Raw genomic sequence first — 6,936 nt, forward strand, 5'->3', positions numbered from 1 at the left:
GAAAGTTCTCCTTAGACAAACTTTAATCCTTCTTCATCTTGTTTAGTTGATAAAACAAGAAATTCTACCTTTTGTGGTGCATACTTTAAAACTAAGTTCAAACAAGTTAAAAGTGTTGAGCCTGATGTGACGACATCATCAAGTATCAATACCTTTTTCCCTCTTAACATTTCTCCATCTCTTATATTTATTTTTTGATGAACTTGTTGTCTTTCTTGATACGATAAATCACTTTGTTTATACTTTTGAGTTTTATAAAGACCAGTAAAAACTTGATGTGAAAAAGTTTGTGCAATGGTTTCTATCGGTGAAAAACCACGTTTCTGATTATCTTCTTTTGAGCTAGGGGCTACAACGATTACATAATTTCGATATTTTTGTTCAAGCTCTTGTCGATATAAACATAGAAAAGCATCTTTCAAAGCATAGTCATATAGACCTTTGTATTGAAATAACAAGCCTCTAAAAAATTCATTATAATGATAGAGAATACGCATTGGGTAATGATGAAATGCAATGTTAAGGTCAATGATTTCAAATTTTTGAAGGCATTTATAACATAGTGGTAAAGGATGTAATAAAGCAAACAACGATATATTTGTTAAAGGAGCTTTTGAACAAATTAAGCATCTATGGAATTTAGTTTCTTGATGTTTTGAATACATTGTTGTATACCTTTGGTTCTGCCACTTGCTAAAATATAAACCTTTCCACTAGGATGATTGGGTTTACGCCCAACTCGCCCTGCAATTTGAGTAAGAGTTCGCTCATCAAAAATGCTTTTTTCTCCTTGATAAACAATAACCTGAACATCCTCAATAGTAATTCCTCTTTCCAAAAGTGTTGTTGATACAATAACATCTAATTGATTATCTTTGAATCTTTGGATAGTTTCCTGATTATTCATATGTTGAGATGACACACCAGCCACTTTAAAGGAGGAGGCTAAATATGTTACCATCTTATGAACACACGCTATACTTGAGACATAAATGATGACTTTCTTTTGGAGGTGAGAAATCAACCATTTACAAACGATACCTTGAAATATTGTCGGAATAATCAAAAGTTTAGGAACTGGCAAATCATGACCATGATAACGACGATTCATGATTAGCACTTCATCTTGATTATCTTTAAGCAATGGTATAGTTGCACTCAATTTTACATATCGACCAACACAACAGCGATTAAACATTTCATTTAACACATCATTACCATAATAAGGAAAAGCATCCACTTCATCGGCAATCATCAATTGAAATCCAATTTGATTTTCAAAACGATATAACTGATGCATTGTACAAACAATAAAATTTGAATCAGCATTTTCTATATGTCCACCATAGAGTAAACCAATTGTGACATTACAGAAAGCTTCTTTCAATCTTTGGTAGAGCTCAATCACAAGTTCTTTGCGTGGAACACAATAACAAACCCGATGTCCCTGATTCAAGGCATAACAAATCAATTCAAAGACAACTTCTGTCTTTCCAGAACCACAAACAGCTAAGACTAATGAATTCAAATTATTTTGGTAATTTTCTAATAATCTTAAAGAGATTTTTTGCTGGCTTGGTGATAACTGAAAATTCAAAGCATAAGAGATAGGTTTATGAAAAAGAAATTCTTTTGATTCTGTTTGCCTTTCTTCATTGACAAAGACTCTGTGAAATGGAATACATTGACGACAATAGTATTGCCCATCAATTTGATAAAACATTTGTGCATCTTGATTATGACATCTAGGACATTGCATCTTCATCACCCAAATTCATCATAACACACATTTACCCCTTGTGGGTCTCAACTTGATGACAAATTTGCCTCTTGATTTTCTCAAGATTTTATCTTTATTATCGCAAAAAACATTGATAAAAACATAACTTTTTATAAACCTATGAAAAAGTAGTGAAACCAAAATGAGAATACCATAAGAATTTTATGAGAATTGAAAATGGATTTAAACATATTTTTTATTTAATTTCATAGAATATATGGGGTGAAAATAATGAGTGGAATCGTAACGATTTGTAATTATCAAAAGAATTTATTGAAATACGATGAAAAGTTAAAAAGGATGACTGAATTAATAAAAAAACGTGGTCCTGATCATGAAGGATATTTTATGACACCTCATTGTTTGATGAGTCATAAAAGATTATCTGTCATAGATATTAAAAATGGAAATCAACCAATGTTATATACTTATCATGATAAGATTTATCGTATTGTTTATCATGGTGAAATCTACAATATGATTGATTTAAAAAATCATTTCATTGAACTTGGTTATACTTTTGAAACAAATAGTGATGCTGAAGTTATTCTTGTTAGCTATATTGAATATCAAGAACATTGTTTAGATTTATTTGAAGGTGGTTTTGCTTTTGTAATTGATGATGGAGAGAGATTATTTATTGCAAGAGATCAATTAGGTATTAAACCACTTTATTATTATATGGATGAAGATCAGACTTTAGTTATTGCAAGTGAAGTGAAATGTATATTAACTTATATTGGTAAAGCCATTGTAGATAAAAATGGTATCAAAGAGTTACTTGGACTAGGTCCTAGTCTTACACCAGGGTATACAATTTATAAAGGAATTTATTCTTTGCGACCAGGTTATTACATGTATTATGATGGTGAGTGTCAGAAAAACTGTTATTGGAAAGTCCATGATGAACCACATACTGAAGATTTAGCTGAAACAATTGAACATGTGAAAAGCTTGGTTGTAGAAAGTGTTCAACAACAATTAATTGGTGATGTGCCTATATCAACCATGTTATCAGGTGGACTAGACTCAAGCATTATTACTGCACTTACAAGTCAATATATCCATCCACTAACGACTTATAGTATTACCTATGAAGATCAAGATAAATATTTTCAAGCCTATGATTATCAAACAACAATGGATGATGATTATATTCAAGAAATGTTATCACGTTATCCAACCTATCATCACAAGATAACTTTAAAACAAGAGGATTTACTTAATGCTTTAGAAGAATCATTGATTGCTAGAGATATGCCTGGTATGGCGGATATTGATTCAAGTTTTCTATTATTTGCTAAAGAGATTTCTAAAAATCATAAAGTTTCCTTATCTGGTGAATGTGCTGATGAAATTTTTGGTGGTTATCCTTGGTTTTATAAGGAAGAACTTTACACACAGCCCTATTTCCCTTGGATGCGTGATTTAGATCAAAAGATTGATTTATTTAATGATAAAGTCAAATCTTTAGATTTAGAACATTATATTAAACAAAGATATCAGGAATCTCTTTTAGAAATTCCTACAACTGATACAAAAAAACAAATGATTTATTTGAATATTCAATGGTTTATGCAAACCTTACTTGCTCGTGCTGATAGTCAAACTATGCGTTCTTCTTTAGAAGTAAGAGTACCTTTTGCTACAGTTAAAATATTGCAATATCTCTACAACATGCCTAAAGAATTTATGTTCTATAAAGGTGAAGAAAAAGGTATCTTACGTGCTGCTTTTGAAGATATTTTGCCTGATGATATTGCCCATCGTAAGAAAAACCCATATCCAAAAACACATTCTCCAATCTATTGTGATATTATTTATGAAAAATTAAAAGAATCACTGAGTGATCCTTCTAATATTCTTTATCAATTCTTTGATAAAGAAAAACTTATCCATTTTGTTGAAAGTAAAGGAAAGAGTTTTACTGCCCCTTGGTTTGGACAATTAATGATGGGGCCTCAATTAATGGCTTACTTTTATCAAATCTATTTATGGGGTAAAATCTATCATATTGAATTAGATTTTTAAGGACAAGATTTCTTGTCCTTTTACCATGCCCGATGTGGATATCCTTTTCCATCGTAATAGTAATATCTTTGGTGAGTAGATTCATACTTATCTAAAACATTCTTACCTAGATCAGGATAATTTGTAATAATACCAGAAACTCCCATATCTAAATACTGCTTCATCTTCTTAGAACTATCAACTGTCCAAATATAAATAGGAATGACATGAGAGACAGCTTTTTGAATAAAAGATGTACTTGCTCGGTTTTGTTCAATTGCTAAAAAATCAATATCTCTTTGTAATAAAGAACTATCAATATCTCCAACACTCCCATAAATACAATAGCCAACCCACCATTCTGGTCTTTTTTGGGTTAAATCCTTAACACTTTCATAATCCAAAGACATAAAAATTGCTTGTGAAGAAAAATGCTGCCTTTCAATAACTTGAATGACTTTTTCAACCATTTCTAGTCTATTTGATGAAGTCGGTTTTAATTCAATTAGCAAGCCTATCTTCATTTTTTCTTCTTTCATTTTCTTAATCAGATTTTCTAATGTCATAATATAAGAAGTATGATGATGATTTGTTAATTTTACATTTTCTAATTGGGCAGCAGTTAAATCTTCAACACTTTCATTTCGATTTGATAAACGGGAAAGATTATTATCATGGAAAACTATCGGAATCCCATCTTGTGATAATTGAATATCTATCTCAGCATAATCTATCCCTGTATCATTAGCATCTTTCACTGCCTCATAACTGTTTTCAACATAATATCCTGAACCACGATGCCCAATAACCCAAGGTCTATGAATAAGGGAATCTTGTTGTAAATAAATAGAAACAAGACATATAATAAGTGTGATAATGATAAACTGACTTATTCGTTTATGATTACGATATATACCTAAATGAGTTAAACGTTTTTTTATATTTTCAGTCATTTGTTGTAATGATTGTCTAAAATTTAAAAGTAACTCATTCATATAATCCGTATTAATTGGCAACATGTCTATAGTAATGATATCTTTTTCATATGCTAACATAACTTTGATAAGATATTGAATAAAGAATATCATTCCTCCAACATTAATTAAATATAATAATATATATTGGATAACACTATAACGAAATGATTCAAAATTGATAACATATTTAAGAAAATAAATATTAAAGTCACGATTATGCAATATTGGATATGGCAAGATATTCATGATTAAATATTCAATAATTATCCAACAAGCTATCAATGATAAAAGTTTTATTTTTCTTTTTATATCTATCTTTTTGATTAAACATACACTTTCTTGTATTGCTTTAATAATATGACATTGTTTTAGAATTATATATAGTGGAACAAATAACATACACAAATAAAGTGAATAATAAAGAAAATATATTAAACATATTAGGAAATATCCTATCATTGTTAATTTTAATTCTCCAAATATAAAAGGTGGGATATCCCAGCGAGGAACATAACTATTTAAATAACCAATATGAACCAAAGGTAACAATAAAACAATATAAATACCTGTTAACAATATTGTTGGTTTATGAATACTTCTTAAGTTTTGAAAACTTTTTAAAATAATATTTTTTAAAGGATAAGCTGAATCTCTTTTTCTAATCACAATAATTTGTATCACAACATATAACTCATAATAAATAATGAGAATCATTGTTATAAACAATAATAAAAAAATAATTACTCCAGAAATAGAAATAAAATCAAAAACAATATCTTGATTAAATGCTATTCCATCAGATTTTTTCTTTAAATATTCTTTTAAAATCTTTCTTAGTAAGGGACTAAAACAAAACAAAATAAGAATTTTATAAAAAAACTCAAATTTTAAAACATCTTTACATACTTGATAGCATTTTAAATTCTTCATTTTTCCCCTCCTTTTCCCTATCTAACCACCACTTCAAAAAAGTGTCAAGAAAAAAGATGAGTTTCCTCATCCTATCAGTCAAATGAATCTATTGATTTATAAAAATGTTTATAAATAAGATAAGTTCCTATCATACAGAATAATGCATAATAAAATTCAGGATAACATAATTGTACACTAAAATTAAAATCAAAATGACCAGTAATTGTTAGAATATGCCAAGTAAAAAATTCATAAATTTCCATTGTCATAATTCCTAATAATCCTATTGTTCCTATAATTTCACTATTTTTACCAAAATTTGTCCATATACCTACAAAAGCTAATATAATACATGTTAATGCAATGGGATTATTTAAAAGTGTAATACCATATATTGTTTCAATACCTTTTTGTCCTCCAAACCAAGGAAAAGCCATCATTGATAAACTAATAAGTAAGGTTATTGTCATTACTATTTTTTCTTTCATATACATCCCCCTTTTCTTCTTAGATTATACGTTTCATCTTTTAAATAATTTCTAATTCTCACTTAAAAATTTCTTAATATTTTATTAAGATGACTTGTCAACAGAAAAAAGAAACCCAATATATAGGTTTCTTTTCAAATATCAATTAAGATAATATTTCTAAAACATCTTCTTCATCTTCAACATCAAAAATCTTGATTGTCAATTGGTCTAACTTATCCTCTGGACTGACTTCTATCTGCATCACCAACTCTTTTGATACATGTCCTAGTTTCTGTTTCAATTGTCTAACAAGCAATGATATTTTCTCTTTCATCATCCCTTGCAATTCACCTTGCTTGATACCTTGTTTCATTCCTTGCTTCATTCCTTGCAGCTCTCTTTCTCTTGCATAACTGTCAATCACTTCACACATCTTAATCTCCTCACTTTCTTCTTTCTCTAATCTGATAACCAATTCTTCACTATTGGTCATTATCGCTACTACAATTGCTTCATCTTTACTTAATACCAGATCATTCAAGCTTTCTTTATCCCGATCCCATTGATAGATTCTCTGGACACCTTCAATGACTGCTTTAACCTTTGGATTCTTTAACCATTCCACTCTGATATTCTTGATATCATAGATATTTCCATTCCAGTTATTCACCCACCCTTTCAAGGCTTCTGGAATTTCCATCCGCTCTATAAGTGAATATGGCTGATGCCACAGCTTATCTCCACTATACAAAACAAGTGTCAAGACGGGAATGGGATGAAATGATTG

Annotated in this window: 6 protein-coding genes; 1 reads left to right on the top strand and 5 read right to left on the bottom strand. The window is 29.4% G+C overall.

The features are described from left to right. Positions 1 to 11 precede the first annotated feature (11 nt). Positions 12 to 665, bottom strand: a complete 654-nt coding sequence (locus EDD60_RS07475) for a ComF family protein (RefSeq protein ID WP_082787399.1) — start codon at positions 663 to 665, stop codon at positions 12 to 14. Next, positions 623 to 1,759, bottom strand: a complete 1,137-nt coding sequence (locus EDD60_RS07480; protein ID WP_066448662.1) for a helicase-related protein — start codon at positions 1,757 to 1,759, stop codon at positions 623 to 625. Before EDD60_RS07480 ends, EDD60_RS07475 begins: the two co-directional genes overlap by 43 nt. A 252-nt stretch (positions 1,760 to 2,011) precedes the next feature. Between EDD60_RS07480 and asnB the strand changes: the two genes are divergently transcribed. Continuing rightward, complete coding sequence (asnB, locus tag EDD60_RS07485; RefSeq protein WP_066448660.1) at positions 2,012 to 3,811, top strand: asparagine synthase (glutamine-hydrolyzing); 1,800 nt, start codon at positions 2,012 to 2,014, stop codon at positions 3,809 to 3,811. 20 nt (positions 3,812 to 3,831) lie between these two features. Here asnB and EDD60_RS07490 read toward each other — a convergent pair whose 3' ends face one another. From EDD60_RS07490 to EDD60_RS07500, 3 genes are all read right to left on the bottom strand, one after another. Further along, positions 3,832 to 5,697, bottom strand: coding sequence for a glycerophosphodiester phosphodiesterase family protein (locus EDD60_RS07490; protein WP_066448655.1), 1,866 nt, complete (start codon positions 5,695 to 5,697; stop codon positions 3,832 to 3,834). A 74-nt stretch (positions 5,698 to 5,771) separates the two neighbouring features. Next, on the bottom strand, positions 5,772 to 6,167 hold the full coding sequence (locus EDD60_RS07495) for a hypothetical protein (RefSeq protein ID WP_066448651.1): 396 nt from the start codon (positions 6,165 to 6,167) through the stop codon (positions 5,772 to 5,774). A 145-nt stretch (positions 6,168 to 6,312) separates the two neighbouring features. Beyond that, positions 6,313 to 6,936 (bottom strand): DUF4351 domain-containing protein (locus EDD60_RS07500; protein ID WP_132226347.1); only part of this gene is annotated, 624 nt, incomplete at its 5' end.

The sequence above is a fragment of the Longibaculum muris genome, from assembly GCF_004343035.1.
Lineage (GTDB): Bacteria > Bacillota_I > Bacilli_A > Erysipelotrichales > Coprobacillaceae > Longibaculum > Longibaculum muris.

Bases quoted from the DNA above. Each gene is read 5' to 3' on its own strand.
- EDD60_RS07475 (WP_082787399.1), bottom strand. From the start codon at position 665: ATGTATTCAAAACATCAAGAAACTAAATTCCATAGATGCTTAATTTGT.
- EDD60_RS07480 (WP_066448662.1), bottom strand. From the start codon at position 1,759: ATGCAATGTCCTAGATGTCATAATCAAGATGCACAAATGTTTTATCAA.
- asnB (WP_066448660.1), top strand. From the start codon at position 2,012: ATGAGTGGAATCGTAACGATTTGTAATTATCAAAAGAATTTATTGAAA.
- EDD60_RS07490 (WP_066448655.1), bottom strand. From the start codon at position 5,697: ATGAAGAATTTAAAATGCTATCAAGTATGTAAAGATGTTTTAAAATTT.
- EDD60_RS07495 (WP_066448651.1), bottom strand. From the start codon at position 6,167: ATGAAAGAAAAAATAGTAATGACAATAACCTTACTTATTAGTTTATCA.